16 protein-coding genes and 1 pseudogene are annotated in these 12,875 nt (G+C 35.9%); 3 read left to right on the top strand and 14 right to left on the bottom strand.

Going from position 1 to position 12,875, the window contains the following annotated elements; translation table 11 throughout:
• Positions 1 to 89: 89 nt before the first annotated feature.
• The 14 genes and pseudogenes from trmB to M1F56_RS04630 form a co-directional block, all read right to left on the bottom strand.
• On the bottom strand, positions 90 to 725 hold the full coding sequence (gene trmB, locus M1F56_RS04700; RefSeq protein ID WP_001266088.1) for a tRNA (guanosine(46)-N7)-methyltransferase TrmB: 636 nt from the start codon (positions 723 to 725) through the stop codon (positions 90 to 92).
• The gene (ccrZ, locus tag M1F56_RS04695) at positions 722 to 1,516 is read right to left on the bottom strand and encodes a cell cycle regulator CcrZ (protein ID WP_000363022.1); all 795 of its coding nucleotides are present in this window, start codon (positions 1,514 to 1,516) and stop codon (positions 722 to 724) included. The genes trmB and ccrZ overlap by 4 nt, the downstream gene beginning before the upstream one ends.
• 162 nt (positions 1,517 to 1,678) lie before the next feature.
• Positions 1,679 to 2,289: pseudogene (locus M1F56_RS04690) on the bottom strand (CPBP family intramembrane glutamic endopeptidase).
• Positions 2,290 to 2,319: 30 nt separating this feature from the next.
• Positions 2,320 to 2,568, bottom strand: a complete 249-nt coding sequence (gene blpZ / locus M1F56_RS04685; protein ID WP_247917017.1) for an immunity protein BlpZ — start codon at positions 2,566 to 2,568, stop codon at positions 2,320 to 2,322.
• A 42-nt stretch (positions 2,569 to 2,610) separates the two neighbouring features.
• Entirely contained in the window at positions 2,611 to 3,300 is a 690-nt protein-coding gene (locus M1F56_RS04680) for a CPBP family intramembrane glutamic endopeptidase (protein ID WP_247917016.1), read from the bottom strand.
• Positions 3,301 to 3,331: 31 nt separating this feature from the next.
• A complete protein-coding gene (locus M1F56_RS04675) occupies positions 3,332 to 3,565 on the bottom strand; it encodes a ComC/BlpC family peptide pheromone/bacteriocin (protein WP_247917040.1) in 234 nt (77 codons plus the stop codon).
• Between the two features lie 246 nt (positions 3,566 to 3,811).
• Positions 3,812 to 4,834: a thioredoxin domain-containing protein gene (locus tag M1F56_RS04670; protein WP_247917015.1), complete on the bottom strand. Its 1,023-nt coding sequence runs from the start codon at positions 4,832 to 4,834 to the stop codon at positions 3,812 to 3,814.
• Between the two features lie 160 nt (positions 4,835 to 4,994).
• Entirely contained in the window at positions 4,995 to 5,399 is a 405-nt protein-coding gene (locus M1F56_RS04665; protein WP_247917014.1) for an immunity protein, read from the bottom strand.
• A gap of 29 nt (positions 5,400 to 5,428) precedes the next feature.
• Positions 5,429 to 5,650, bottom strand: coding sequence for a role in replication (locus M1F56_RS04660; RefSeq protein ID WP_247917039.1), 222 nt, complete (start codon positions 5,648 to 5,650; stop codon positions 5,429 to 5,431).
• Positions 5,651 to 5,838: 188 nt separating this feature from the next.
• The gene (locus M1F56_RS04655) at positions 5,839 to 6,414 is read right to left on the bottom strand and encodes a CPBP family intramembrane glutamic endopeptidase (RefSeq protein ID WP_247917013.1); all 576 of its coding nucleotides are present in this window, start codon (positions 6,412 to 6,414) and stop codon (positions 5,839 to 5,841) included.
• Between the two features lie 1,136 nt (positions 6,415 to 7,550).
• Positions 7,551 to 7,751, bottom strand: coding sequence for a bacteriocin BlpI (locus tag M1F56_RS04645; protein WP_221161132.1), 201 nt, complete (start codon positions 7,749 to 7,751; stop codon positions 7,551 to 7,553).
• A gap of 39 nt (positions 7,752 to 7,790) precedes the next feature.
• A complete protein-coding gene (locus tag M1F56_RS04640; RefSeq protein ID WP_221161133.1) occupies positions 7,791 to 7,967 on the bottom strand; it encodes a Blp family class II bacteriocin in 177 nt (58 codons plus the stop codon).
• 187 nt (positions 7,968 to 8,154) lie between these two features.
• Positions 8,155 to 8,559: an immunity protein gene (locus M1F56_RS04635; protein ID WP_247917012.1), complete on the bottom strand. Its 405-nt coding sequence runs from the start codon at positions 8,557 to 8,559 to the stop codon at positions 8,155 to 8,157.
• A gap of 19 nt (positions 8,560 to 8,578) precedes the next feature.
• A complete protein-coding gene (locus M1F56_RS04630) occupies positions 8,579 to 8,815 on the bottom strand; it encodes a Blp family class II bacteriocin (RefSeq protein WP_247917011.1) in 237 nt (78 codons plus the stop codon).
• Between the two features lie 282 nt (positions 8,816 to 9,097).
• On the opposite strand from M1F56_RS04630, the gene blpA reads away from it, so the two are divergent.
• Genes blpA through blpC form a run of 3 tightly spaced genes read left to right on the top strand, consistent with a single transcriptional unit; the run spans position 9,098 to position 12,835 of the window.
• Positions 9,098 to 11,251: a peptide cleavage/export ABC transporter gene (blpA, locus tag M1F56_RS04625; RefSeq protein WP_247917010.1), complete on the top strand. Its 2,154-nt coding sequence runs from the start codon at positions 9,098 to 9,100 to the stop codon at positions 11,249 to 11,251.
• 10 nt (positions 11,252 to 11,261) lie between these two features.
• Complete coding sequence (locus M1F56_RS04620) at positions 11,262 to 12,623, top strand: bacteriocin secretion accessory protein (RefSeq protein WP_247917009.1); 1,362 nt, start codon at positions 11,262 to 11,264, stop codon at positions 12,621 to 12,623.
• Between the two features lie 56 nt (positions 12,624 to 12,679).
• On the top strand, positions 12,680 to 12,835 hold the full coding sequence (blpC, locus tag M1F56_RS04615) for a quorum-sensing system pheromone BlpC (RefSeq protein WP_084877481.1): 156 nt from the start codon (positions 12,680 to 12,682) through the stop codon (positions 12,833 to 12,835).
• Positions 12,836 to 12,875: the final 40 nt, after the last annotated feature.

The following is a 12,875-nucleotide window of genomic DNA, read 5'->3' as shown; positions in this document are numbered from 1 at the left end:
CTCTTTCTCATATTCTTACTATCAGTATAGCACGTTTGTCAATTTATGTAAAGCATAAGCACTCAAACAGCTGGTTTTCAAGCTATTTCTTAAAATTCTGCCTCAACTCGGTAGATCACTTGACCTTTGCTGGAGAATTTTTGCTCATACTCCGTCATGACATTGCCTTCAAAATCACTGGCATGCAAGTCCAGCCAAACACCATTGAGTTTCATCCCATACTGAGAAAAGCTCACTAGACTGTACTCAAACAAGCCACGGTTATCTGTCTTGAAATGGATTTCCCCATTCTCAGGCAAGATGCGCTTGAAGGTATCCAAGAAACTCTTGTAGGTCAGACGACGTTTTTCATGGCGTTTTTTAGGCCAAGGATCTGAAAAGTTTAGGTAGAGACGATCAATCTCACCGTCTTCAAAGTAGTCAGTCAAATCCGAACCATCTACCCACAGCAACTTGATGTTGGGCACTCCAACTTCTAATACCTTGTCCAAGGCATAACTCAATACCGACTTTTGAATGTCAATCCCGATGTAGTTGATGTCAGGGTTTTGTTTGGCCATTCCTGATACGAAGGCCCCTTTCCCACTTCCAACCTCAACATGAATCGGATGATCATTTCCAAACAAGTCTCGCCATTTCCCTTTAGCTTCCAAGGGATTGAGGACAACATACTGGGGATTAGCCTCTAGTAACTCTGTCGCCCCTTTACGATTTCTTACTCTCATCTTTTCTTTCCATACTTGTCACGGAAGACACGCAAGGCATAAATCTCCCGGTTTACATTGTCTAAATCTTGATTTTCACAGTATTTGGCAATCTGGTTCAAGTAAGAATACTGACCATACCAGTACAATTTATCTAACACTGTCTGATTGTACTTATAGCCATAGTCTCTCAACCATTGGCGCCACTGATGATCTGGAATGTAGTGGCATAGCAAATGTGCCACATCAAACATACGATCCGTCAGGCGAACCGAATCCCAATCCACTAGATAAACAAGCCCACTCTCTGTCTCGATCCAATTACTATGGCGAAGGTCTCCATGCACAATCGTTGCATGCTCTTCCCTAAAGCCTGGAACCGTCTTACCTAGTTCAGCAATCACACTGTTCAAATAGTGATTCTGCTTCAAGATTTCTGGTACTTCTTGTTGCCAAGAACGCAATAAATCAACTGGTTTTTCCATGGTATATCCCAAACGGCTCAACTGCTTCATCAAGGGACGCGAGCGGTGAAGGCGGTTCAAGATATTGATAATCTGCTTGCGATTCATGTCGTAAGGGGTCAATATTTTGCCCGTCAACCATTCCTGGGCACACATATCACTGCCATCTGGCAAACGACGAGTCCATAGTAATTGAGGAGCGATTTGTTCTCTGGCTAAGCCAGGTAGGATTGGAGAGGTGTTCATTTTTACAAAGACGCGCTTCCCATCAGGGTAGCTTCCCATATAAGCTTTGCCACTCTTCCCAGGGATAGGGGTCAGCGTTAGCTCATTATCACCCAAGTCCATTTCTTTCCTCCGTATAAAGTTTCCTTACTATTCTACTAGTTTTTAGTCTATTCGTCAACCGCTCCACACCTGATTCTCAAAGAAAAGCATCTCAATTGGCTCAAGCTATCATTATAGCTTAAAGAAGGCAAGCACCGTCTTCTGCTTACCTTTTCATGATTTTTAGAAATAAGTTAAAAGTGGCAAACTGTTGTAAAACATATGGACTAGAGTAGAAACCCATAAATTTTGGCTCTTTTTATAAGCAAAGCCCAGCAACAAGCCCCCAAGTAGATGATAGAAAAACGAAGGCACATCATAAGGTCCATGCATAAAAGAAAAGAGAGAGGAAGTCAGCACAAGCCCTAGCCAAGAATTTTCAAAAACCGCACCTTGAAGAATTCCTCTAAACATAAATTCCTCCTGGATAGGTGCCAAAACTGTGGCACTGACAATAAAGGAAAGCGAAAGTCCTTTACTCGTTTCCTCAAGGTGTTGAGCCGAGGCACCAGAAGCAACTGAGAAAAAAGCATGATAGCCTATATTTACCAGCATAGTGAGAAAAAAGATTCCAATAAAGAGCAAGAGTTGTTTCTTGCTTAAAATCCCAAAAGAAATCATATCAAACCATTTCGCATAGCCAAAACTAAGGAAAAGCAAGAGACTCTTTACAGCAATGAATGTGTACTGGTGTTGAAAATAATCTCCTTGATTGATGGAATAACCCGCTGCACCAAGGATTGCAAATACTAAAAATCCAAAAACAAGGCGTGGCACTTATTGAAAATGGCCATAAAGCTATCCTCCTCAACAAACAAACTTCCCTACAAGTCATCCTTGAGCTCTAGTCTTTCCAAAACAAACCATTTTAGTAACCAAAATCCGACAACATAGCCAGCCCCCAAAAATATAACTATAAAAGCTAGCATGGGATTTAGGAAATTAAAGACCGCCGCAGATACAAAGGTTAACACAAAAACATTAAAGGTAATGGTGTCAGAAGCCAAGACCAGAATATAGGGTGTCAACCAGTCTAAGGTTTTGGAATCTAGAAAAAACAAGTGTTTATACATGATGAACTCCTCTATGGTTGAAAAGTAAACCTTTTGGTTTTTTCACCCCAAGACCCTATGTAGAAAAGTGAGCAAAAATGGTAATGTCGCTACGATATTATTGATAACATGCACCGCATAGGATGGATAAATGCTCTTGGTATAGCGGGTCAAACCAGCAAAGATGATTCCAACTGTTGCAAAGACGAAGATATCTAACAGACTAGGCAGGCTTGAAAAATGAGGGAGAGCAAATAAAATAGAAGGAAGAAGCAAATCAAGACCAAATCGCGAATGCTTAAAGAAAGCGTGTTGCAGTAATCCTCTATAGATTAACTCTTCCATCAGTGGAACCAGAAAGAACAGGGCTATATAAATACCTAGCTCTGCAAAGTTAGTCCCACTATAACCAATCAATACAGCCCAACCTTCCGCAGTTGACTGAACATGTTTAGCTGTCTGAACGTTAAAAGAGATCTGGAACACTACCACTAATACTGTCAAAATCGAATACCAAAGCCATTTTTTTCTTGGAATGCGAAAGAGATAACCATGGCCTGTCTTGACAAGAACCACAATCATGACTCCAATAAAAAGTAAACTCAAGATATTTTGAATCCAGAATAAATTGCCTATCTGAGAAGAAAATTGCCAATAGTTTTGGACGATAAGCGTCAGCTGAGAAAGACCAAATACGAAAAATAGGTAGGATAAAATTGCACTTGTTTTGAATAGAAGCTGATACTTTTTCATAGAAATTCTTCCTCATTTCTTATATTTTAGCCTATATTCCACATAAATGAAAACCTGCTCCTATATAACCAAGGTCACGATAACCACGCGGGCATGACCCACTTACTGGGAAAGGACCTGAATTTTTTAATATAGAAGGGTAAGAACCAAATGGACTGTCCTGATAAGCATACCCTCTATAAATACCAGATACATCCCCACCCTCTATACAAGCCAGCATTTCAGTATCCACAATCTCAAATTGTTCCATCATTTTTGTATTCATGACAAATACTCCTTTTTTTATTTTTAATTTTTTGTCCTGTTGCAACTTTGACAAGTTTAGTATATCACTGTATATTATATTTTTTCATCCAAATCTTGAATTGCCATCGAAACGCCTTGAATTGTTAAAAAATTTAAAAAGCAAGCATTAAAAACATGCTTGCCCTTTCACTCTTGTCTATAGGCAAATTCTAGCCATATGTTATTACAAACAAATAATATCATTGCACCTGTTTACCATCTATTTTTATTTATGAATTTTTTGTTTCACTTTAATCATTATAGAAGTCATAAGAAACGCGACAGCTAGCCGAATCAGTTGGTAACTTTCTTCCTCTCCTGTTTTCGGTAATAATTTTTCATTCGAAGTAATAGATTGGCTTCCCTTAACATCGGTTAAAGGAGTTTTATTTTCTTGAGCAGCATCAAAAATAGGTTTGAGAGTTTCCAATTGATTCTTATTGTCTAACATTGCTAAATCGCCAGATTGAGTAGTTTTAGCTTTGGAAGTTGAGTTTATACTCTCCACTTTCCCGCTATTTTCACTATTAGAATTGGGATTATCATTGGATATTTTCATTTCGGTTCTTTTTTCATCACTCATACCTTTGCTTTCACTTACAACTTTATCACTAGTACTCATGCTGTCATTTCTGGTTTTCTCATCATGCACATTTTCAGTTACTGTTTCCTCGGACGATGCTATTGTTTCCGTTTGCTTAGGTGAGTTTCTCGAGTACATATAATCATAAACCTGTTGTGCAGTCGCTCCGCCACCAACCCATCCAGATATCGGATGTCCATTTCTTAAATACAAAATTGTTGGTGTTCCTGGAATACCGACTTTTTTAAATAGAAACTCTCTCGCTTCCCCGTCAAAATCTTTACCATCCAAATCATAATACTCTAACTTCTTTTCAATCAGGTTATTAAATTCTTTCAATTCAGGAGAAAATTGACGACAATGAGAGCATGTTTTTCTACCAAAATATATAGTATGTTCCAATTGGTCCTCGGTAAAAGATTGACGAACGGCTTCAATATCTATCTTTTTAAAGTTCTCAACATTCTGCTCATACTCTTCTGGGGTTACAATAGAAGGTTTATTCTCCACCTTTTCCTTAGTCGATGGCAAATCTGGTGCCACAAGAGAACTATCATTCGCCTGGATAGATGAAGTAGTCTGTTCTTCTGCATATACAGCACCTGTAGTAATAGATGCAAATACAAGTGGTACAAGTAATAGCGATTTTATCTTTTGTTTCTTCATAAGAATACTCCTTTACATTTGTTGTCTTTATCTTACCTTATTTAAGATTACAAATTCATATAAATCTTAAATGGTCATCGAAACATCTTGAATTGCAAAATTTTCATTATAAAAGGGTAAGTATTTCAAAAACACTTACCCTTTTATACTTCATTAGCTTCTACTTTTTATAATACTTCAATCCCCAAATGAGCAGAAGCATGATAATCAAGCAGAGAATAGCGCCAATGTAGACAATTAATTGCTGATAGGATTCTGTTGCTGTGATACCTCTGTACAAACAAATAATACACATAAAGCCTGTCAAGCCGATGAACATAAGTTGATTGATTCTAGGACTAACCAGATCATCATCTTCAAACTCTCTTATCCTCATTTCCCTAGTGAGATAAACAGTAACCAAAATAGAATCCAAGTTAATAATCGCTAAAAGAAATTGGAAAACCAAGGAAAAATTTAAAAACTGACGAGATAGAAATAGATAAGTAGAGACAAGTAAGGGCACCTGACCTAGGAACAATCTCACTAAGAATACTTTGCGTTTTGTTGCAAATATTTTTTCCATACCTAAACTCCATTACAATTAAATGATATCTAATCATTTTCTAAAATTTGATAACTTTTGTGAAGTGTTTTGGAAGAAACAACTCTATGATTGGTGATATCTAGATAATCACCTGGACAACCAAGAACATATTTCCCATAACCAGCGAATCCTCCTACAACTGTTCCAATCAGACTAAACTTGATATTAGTTGCAAGAAAAGTATTAAGAGCCACCATTAGAATGCGCACATGATTATCCAACCAAACCATATAATTTTTTGAAAAGTTACCTCTTCCCAACCTCCGAAACCTCCTTCAACTTTCGCAAAAATTTCGGTATCCATAATCTCAAATTGTGACATCATTTAATATTGTTAATCTAAACAGTAATAGTATCCATTTCCCTATTTTTTAAGATTTTTTGTCCAATATTATGTCATATTGGTTACTTACATATACTACAAGAATGATAAACAGTTATAACAGATATGAACTAAAATAGCCACCGATAGATTTTGACTCTTTTTATAAGCAAAGCCCAGCATGAAACCTCCAAATAGATAATAAATAAACGAAGGAAAATCATAAGGTGCATGCAGGAAAGAGAAGAGAGAGGCAATCAGTACAAGACCCAACCAAGAATTTTCAAAAACCGCACCTTGAAGGATTCCTCTGAAAACAAATTCCTCCAGAATAGGCCCAAAAACTGTCGCGCTTGCAATAAAGGATAAGGAAATTCCTGTACTAGAAGCCTCAAGGTGTTGATATCCTGCACCAGAAGAAACTGTAAAAAAATTATAATAACCTATATTTACTAGCACGCAAAGAAGAAAGCTTCCAATAAAAAGTAGAACTTCTTTTTTCGTTAATCTTCTTAGCGAAACCATATCAAACCATTTCGCATAGGCAACACTCAGTGAAATCAAGAAAGTCTTTGCGATAATAAATATGTGCTCGTTTTGAAAAAAATCTCCTTGATTGATGGTGTAACCTACTGTAGTAACTATTATAAAGACTAAAAATCCAACAAACACGGCATGACATTTATTAAACAGGTTTGAGTTCTACGCTTAAATAAGCTTCAATTTCTCCTCGCTCAGCTTCAGATAAGTACTTGTATGATTGATTTGTGGTAGAATAGTTTGTGGACATGTTCTTCTCCCTTTATACTGTTTTTCGCAACTCTAGTATATCAGATGAACATGTCTTTTGTGTTGCACTTCATTTTACAACAGAGCGAATATATTTAATTGTAAAAGTACCAATTATGATATTTTTCGCTCTGCAGAATAGAAACATCATTTGCTTTCAAAATAATGATTAACACAATCATATTTATTTGTTACAAAGATTTCTTTAACTACCTCCTCTCTCAGGCTACATAAGCGTTCTATTCGTATGTCCTATATTTTATGAACAGTAGCCACCATTTATATTTTCATACTTCCATCCTACCAAATAAATAATAAAAACAGACAATTCTACTTTCAATTGTGTACCCTTTCGCTCCACTTCCATTATAGAATCATCCTGACTACTATAGGATTGACTGACTTCTCATGATTAGTTGTTACTATGCTTTCAGCTATCATCAGAATCTCACCTCAATATATAAGTTGTACCTCTTTCCTCATTACTATCGACCTATTTGAACTTTAGAATTCAGAAATCCCTCATCTACTATCCCTTCCTCTTCCTACTACCTCATGATTATCCTGCTTACAAGTAACTGTTTAGCCCACCAGTAGCAGGTGCTCACGGAGAACTTACACCTCAGATGAGATACTTGACCTGCTCGTCGTACCCAAATAATTAGGCTAGTCAAAAACTCATTTTTAGGAAAAATAATGCGAATCTCACTACAATAAAACGCATAATATCAAGGTTGTTCAATGCCTGATAATATGCGTTTTTCTGATTTTAAAGACTTTTCCCAGCCTCTTTGATTATTATATTGTACAAATTAGTTAAATTAAGATTATGAAATTAAACTAATTTGAAATGATTTTAACATCTTTTATACTCTCTAAAAACACCTCTGTAATACATCATAATACCTAATACAGCAATAAATTTATGAATAATAGTATTTGATCCGAATAAAATGTTTAGGACCATAGTCGTCATTATAAAACTAATTGCAAATATAAAATAACGCTTCATTTATACCTCAACTAACTGTATCGTAGCAAAAAGCTCCAGTTCCCCCAAGAAATCCTACAATAGCTCCACCAGGTCCAAAACCAGCACCACCCAAAATAGTAGAACCAAGTGTACCAATAATACATCGTGCAGCATCTAAACCACCATTAATGATAGTTAGTTCGCTCGTATCAACTGTATCAAATTTTTCTAAAATATCAAATGTCATAATTATAATTCCTTAAAATTTTGTTTTAGCTAAAAATTATTACATGCAAAAACTTGCATATCCTACTAGCACTCCCCCAAGTGCTCCCCAAGGTCCTGCTGCAGCACCAAGACTTCCTATACCAACTACACCTTCAAAGCATGAAACTCCACCTTCAATATTGGATAGCATTACTTCATCCATTACTTCAAATTGTTCCATCATTTTTAGATTCATGACAAATACTCCTTTTTTATTTTTAATTTTTGTCTTGTTGCAACTTTGACAAGTTTAGTATATTATTGTTTTTTAAAATTTTTCATCCAAATCTTGAATTGTCATCGAAACATCTTGAATTGCAAAATTTTCATTATAAAAGGGTAAGTATTTCAAAAACACTTACCCTTTTATACTTCATTAGCTTCTACTTTTTATAATACTTCAATCCCCAAATGAGCAGAAGCATGATGATTAAGCAGAGAACGGCGCCAATATAGGCGATTATTTGTTGGTAGGATTCTGCTGCTGTGATACCTCTATACAGACAAATAATACACATAAAGCCTGTCAAACCAATGAACATGAGTTGATTGGTTCTAGGACTAACCAAATCATCATCTTCAAACTCTCTCACTCTCATTTTCCTAGTGAGATAAACAGTAACCAAAATAGAAGCCAAGTTAATAACCACTAAAAGAAATTGGAAAACCACGGAAAAATTTAAAAACTGACGAGATAGAAATAGATAGGTAGAAACAACCAAAGGTATCTGTCCGAACAACACCCTCACTAAGAATACATTGCGTTTTGTTGCAAATATTTTTTTCATTGCTATCTCCTTTCCTATACTAACAGGTTAGTGCACCACCAATCCCACCTAGTACAGCACCAATTGCACCTGTTCCTATAGCATATGGCCCCAATAGAAATGTCGAACCATAAGTTGTTGCATACCCATCAATTGCTCCATACGCAATCCCTGCTGCACAACTAATTGTTCTTCCCCAATCAATATCTCCACCTTCAACGCAAGCAAGCATTTCATTATCCATAACAGAAAATTGTGACATCATTTTTGTATCCATGACAAATACTCCTTTTTTATTTTTAATTTTTGTCTCGTTGCAACCTTGACAAGTTTAGTATATCGCTGTTTATTAATTTTTTTCATCCAAATCTTGAATTGTCATTGAAACGTCTTGAATTAACTTTTTATTTCAAATCACACCTATAGATTTTTAAAGAAAGATAGTTTCTAATCACTTTTTTACCATTCAGGAAGTTTCAATGACAATTCAAGATTTTATAAAATATGAACTTAGTATCATGGTATAATAAATTCATATTTTATATGAAAGGATTTGCCAATGACTTCTTATAAACGTACATTTGTTCCTCAAATAGATGCTAGAGACTGTGGTGTCGCTGCCTTAGCCTCGATTGCCAAATTCTATGGTTCAGATTTTTCTCTAGCTCACTTGAGAGAACTTGCAAAGACCAACAAAGAAGGGACGACTGCTCTTGGCATTGTAAAAGCCGCTGATGAAATGGGCTTTGAAACAAGGCCTGTTCAAGCAGATAAAACGCTCTTTGATATGAGCGATGTCCCCTATCCATTTATCGTTCACGTTAACAAAGAAGGGAAACTCCAACATTACTATGTTGTCTATCAAACAAGGAAAGACTATCTGATTATTGGTGATCCTGATCCTTCTGTAAAAATCACCAAAATGTCAAAAGAACGCTTTTTCTCTGAATGGACTGGAGTAGCTATTTTTCTAGCTCCCAAACCCAGCTATCAACCCCATAAAGATAAAAAGAATGGTCTACTGAGCTTCCTCCCTCTGATTTTCAAACAAAAATCTCTCATTGCTTACATTGTTCTCTCAAGCTTATTAGTCACTATTATCAATATCGGTGGTTCTTATTATCTCCAAGGAATCTTGGATGAGTACATTCCAAATCAGATGAAATCAACTTTAGGAATTATCTCAATTAGTCTAATTATCACCTATATCCTCCAACAAGCCATGAGCTTCTCCAGAGATTATCTCCTAACTGTTCTGAGTCAGAGATTAAGCATTGATGTAATTTTGGCCTATATTCGCCATATCTTTGAACTTCCTATGTCTTTCTTTGCGACACGTCGTACAGGGGAAATCATTTCACGCTTCACAGATGCTAACTCTATTATAGATGCCTTAGCTTCTACCATTCTCTCTCTTTTTCTTGATGTTTCCATTCTGATCCTTGTAGGGAGTGTCTTACTGGCACAAAATCCTAACCTCTTTCTTCTTTCTCTTATTTCCGTTCCTATATACATGTTCATCATCTTTTCTTTTATGAAGCCTTTTGAAAAAATGAACCATGATGTCATGCAAAGTAATTCTATGGTTAGTTCTGCCATTATCGAAGATATCAACGGGATTGAAACTATAAAGTCGCTCACGAGTGAAGAAAATCGCTATCAAAATATAGACAGTGAATTTGTCGATTATTTGGAAAAATCCTTTAAACTTACTAAATATTCTATTTTACAAACTAATTTAAAGCAAGGAACAAAGTTAGTTCTTAATATCTTTATCCTATGGCTTGGTGCTCAATTAGTCATGTCGAGTAAGATTTCTATCGGTCAGCTGATTACCTTTAATACACTTCTTTCTTACTTTACAACTCCTATGGAAAATATTATCAACCTACAAACTAAACTCCAATCTGCGAAGGTTGCTAATAACCGCTTGAACGAGGTCTATTTAGTCGAATCTGAATTTCAAGTTCAAAAAAATCCTGTTCATTCAAATTTTTTGATGGGCGATATTGAATTTGATGATCTTTCTTATAAGTATGGTTTTGGACGAGATACCTTAACGGATATTAATCTAACGATTAAAGAAGGTGATAAGGTTAGCCTAGTTGGAGTTAGTGGTTCTGGTAAAACAACTCTAGCCAAAATGATTGTCAACTTCTTTGACCCTTACAAAGGACAGATTACCATCAATCATCAGGATATTAAAAATATTGATAAAAAAATCTTGCGACGTCATATTAATTACCTGCCCCAACAAGCCTATATCTTTAATGGCTCTATCTTGGAAAACTTAACCTTGGGCGGTAATAATATGATTAGCCAAGAAGATATTCTAAAAGCTTGCGAATTAGCTGAAATCCGTCAAGATATTGAAAGAATGCCTATGGGTTATCAAACTCAACTTTCTGATGGAGCAGGTCTGTCAGGAGGACAGAAGCAACGAATTGCTCTCGCTCGTGCTCTTTTAACTAAATCTCCTGTTTTAATACTAGATGAAGCTACTAGTGCTCTCGATGTTTTGACTGAGAAAAAGGTTATAGATAATCTTATGTCCCTAACTGATAAAACCATTCTCTTTGTAGCCCATCGTCTAAGTATAGCCGAACGGACTAACCGTGTCATTGTTCTTGACCAAGGGAAAATCATTGAAGTTGGTAGTCATCAAGAGTTAATACAGGCGCAAGGCTTCTACCATCATCTATTCAACAAATAAGGAGAATGTTATGAATCCTAATCTTTTTAGAAGCGTCGAGTTTTATCAGAGACGTTACCATAATTATGCGACAGTATTGATCATACCACTTTCATTACTGTTTACTTTCATCGTGATTTTCTCCCTTGTTGCTACAAAAGAAATTACCGTTACGTCACAAGGAGAAATTACCCCTACAAGTGTCATTGCATCCATTCAGTCAACTAGTGATAATACTATCTTAGCTAATCATTTAGTGGCAAATCAAGTAGTTGAAAAAGGTGACTTACTCATCAAATACTCTGAAACAATGGAAGAAAGTCAGAAAACTGCCTTAGAAACTCAGTTACAAAGACTTGAGAAGCAAAAAGAAGGACTTGGAATTTTGAAACAAAGCTTAGAAAAAGCGACTGATCTTTTTTCTGATGAGGATGAGTTTGGCTACCATAATACCTTTATGAATTTTACTAAACAGGCTCATGATATTGAACTAGGTATCTCAAAGACTAACACTGAAGTTTCAAATCAAGCCAATCTTGCCAATAGCAGTTCATCAGCTATTGAACAAGAAATCACAAAAGTTCAACAACAAATTGGAGAATACCAGGAGCTGAGAGATGCTATCATAAACAAAAGAGCACGCTTACCGACTGGCAACCCACACCAGTCAATTTTGAATCGTTATCTTATAGCCTCTCAAGAACAAACACAAGAAACTGCAGATGAGCCATTTTTATCTCAAATCAATCAAAGTATTGCAAATCTTGAATCATCTATCGCAAGTCTCAAAATTCAGCAAGCTGGTATTGGAAGTGTAGCAACTTATGATAATAGTTTAGAAACTAAAATTGAAGTACTCCGCACTCAGTTTTTACAGACAACTTCTCAGCAACAACTAGCTGTGGATAATCAATTAACAGAATTAAAAGTACAACTAGATCAAGCGACACAGCGCTTGGAAAATAATACCTTAACCGCTCCAAGTAAAGGTATCATTCATCTGAACAGCGAATTTGAAGGTAAAAATAGAATTCCGACTGGTACAGAAATTGCTCAAATATTCCCTGTCATCACAGATACAAGAGAAGTACTAATCACTTACTACTTATCATCTGACTATCTCCCCTTACTAGATAAAGGACAAACTGTAAGATTAAAACTTGAGAAGATTGGAAATCACGGTATTACCATCATTGGCCAACTTCAGAGCATTGATCAAACTCCTACCAGAACAGAGCAAGGAAATCTCTTTAAATTAACCGCTCTTGCAAAACTATCTAATGAGGATAGTAAGCTCATCCAATATGGCTTACAAGGTCGCGTCACTAGTGTAACTGCAAAGAAAACATATTTTGATTATTTCAAAGATAAAATTTTAACACATTCTGATTAATTTTCAGATAACACTCTATAACTATTTATTATCTTATAAAACAGGAGAATCATAACATGGATAAGAATCAAAACCTAACTTCATTCCAGGAACTAACAGCTACTGAACTCAACCAGATTACAGGTGGAGGGTTGTGGGAAGATTTATTATATAACATTAATAGATATGCTCATTACATCGCACAAGGACTTCATCAGCCAATACAACTATAAAAAAATAAGACCGAGAAACAAGCACTCTCGGTCTTATTTT

The organism is Streptococcus oralis (assembly GCF_023109005.1).
Lineage (GTDB): Bacteria > Bacillota > Bacilli > Lactobacillales > Streptococcaceae > Streptococcus > Streptococcus oralis_BU.
Note: the sequence above shows the minus strand (reverse complement) of the source record. Positions and strands in the feature narration are given on the sequence as shown.

What these genes read in the sequence shown, in the direction of transcription:
- blpC (WP_084877481.1), top strand. Translation starts at nt 12,680, where the DNA reads ATGGATAAGAATCAAAACCTAACTTCATTCCAGGAACTAACAGCTACT.
- M1F56_RS04620 (WP_247917009.1), top strand. Translation starts at nt 11,262, where the DNA reads ATGAATCCTAATCTTTTTAGAAGCGTCGAGTTTTATCAGAGACGTTAC.
- M1F56_RS04665 (WP_247917014.1), bottom strand. Translation starts at nt 5,399, where the DNA reads ATGGAAAAAATATTTGCAACAAAACGCAAAGTATTCTTAGTGAGATTG.
- trmB (WP_001266088.1), bottom strand. Translation starts at nt 725, where the DNA reads ATGAGAGTAAGAAATCGTAAAGGGGCGACAGAGTTACTAGAGGCTAAT.
- ccrZ (WP_000363022.1), bottom strand. Translation starts at nt 1,516, where the DNA reads ATGGACTTGGGTGATAATGAGCTAACGCTGACCCCTATCCCTGGGAAG.
- M1F56_RS04670 (WP_247917015.1), bottom strand. Translation starts at nt 4,834, where the DNA reads ATGAAGAAACAAAAGATAAAATCGCTATTACTTGTACCACTTGTATTT.
- M1F56_RS04630 (WP_247917011.1), bottom strand. Translation starts at nt 8,815, where the DNA reads ATGGATACAAAAATGATGTCACAATTTTCTGTTATGGATAATGAAATG.
- M1F56_RS04660 (WP_247917039.1), bottom strand. Translation starts at nt 5,650, where the DNA reads ATGGTTTGGTTGGATAATCATGTGCGCATTCTAATGGTGGCTCTTAAT.
- blpZ (WP_247917017.1), bottom strand. Translation starts at nt 2,568, where the DNA reads ATGTATAAACACTTGTTTTTTCTAGATTCCAAAACCTTAGACTGGTTG.
- blpA (WP_247917010.1), top strand. Translation starts at nt 9,098, where the DNA reads ATGACTTCTTATAAACGTACATTTGTTCCTCAAATAGATGCTAGAGAC.
- M1F56_RS04640 (WP_221161133.1), bottom strand. Translation starts at nt 7,967, where the DNA reads ATGAATCTAAAAATGATGGAACAATTTGAAGTAATGGATGAAGTAATG.
- M1F56_RS04645 (WP_221161132.1), bottom strand. Translation starts at nt 7,751, where the DNA reads ATGACATTTGATATTTTAGAAAAATTTGATACAGTTGATACGAGCGAA.
- M1F56_RS04675 (WP_247917040.1), bottom strand. Translation starts at nt 3,565, where the DNA reads ATGAATACAAAAATGATGGAACAATTTGAGATTGTGGATACTGAAATG.
- M1F56_RS04635 (WP_247917012.1), bottom strand. Translation starts at nt 8,559, where the DNA reads ATGAAAAAAATATTTGCAACAAAACGCAATGTATTCTTAGTGAGGGTG.
- M1F56_RS04680 (WP_247917016.1), bottom strand. Translation starts at nt 3,300, where the DNA reads ATGAAAAAGTATCAGCTTCTATTCAAAACAAGTGCAATTTTATCCTAC.